Raw genomic sequence first — 218 nt, forward strand, 5'->3', positions numbered from 1 at the left:
GTGCAGCTGGCGACCTGTTCGTCGAGCAGGAACATCTGCAGCATCGACGGCACAAAATGCACGGTGGTGACCTGGTGGGCGTGGATCAGCTCGACCAGGCGCCGCGGGTCGCGGTGATCGCCAGGAGCGGCCATGGCCAGGCGCGCGCCGGTCATCAGCGGCCAGAAGAACTCCCAGACCGAGACGTCGAAGCTGAACGGGGTGTTCTGCACCACCGT

1 protein-coding gene is annotated in these 218 nt (G+C 66.1%); it reads right to left on the reverse strand.

Going from position 1 to position 218, the window contains the following annotated elements; translation table 11 throughout:
• Positions 1-218, reverse strand: a 218-nt coding sequence (locus tag ACQRAX_RS25770; RefSeq protein WP_427867804.1) for an AMP-binding protein, incomplete at both ends; no start/stop codon positions are given.

It is taken from the genome of Pseudomonas sp. UM16 (assembly GCF_050312595.1).
In the GTDB taxonomy this organism is placed as follows: Bacteria; Pseudomonadota; Gammaproteobacteria; order Pseudomonadales; family Pseudomonadaceae; genus Aquipseudomonas.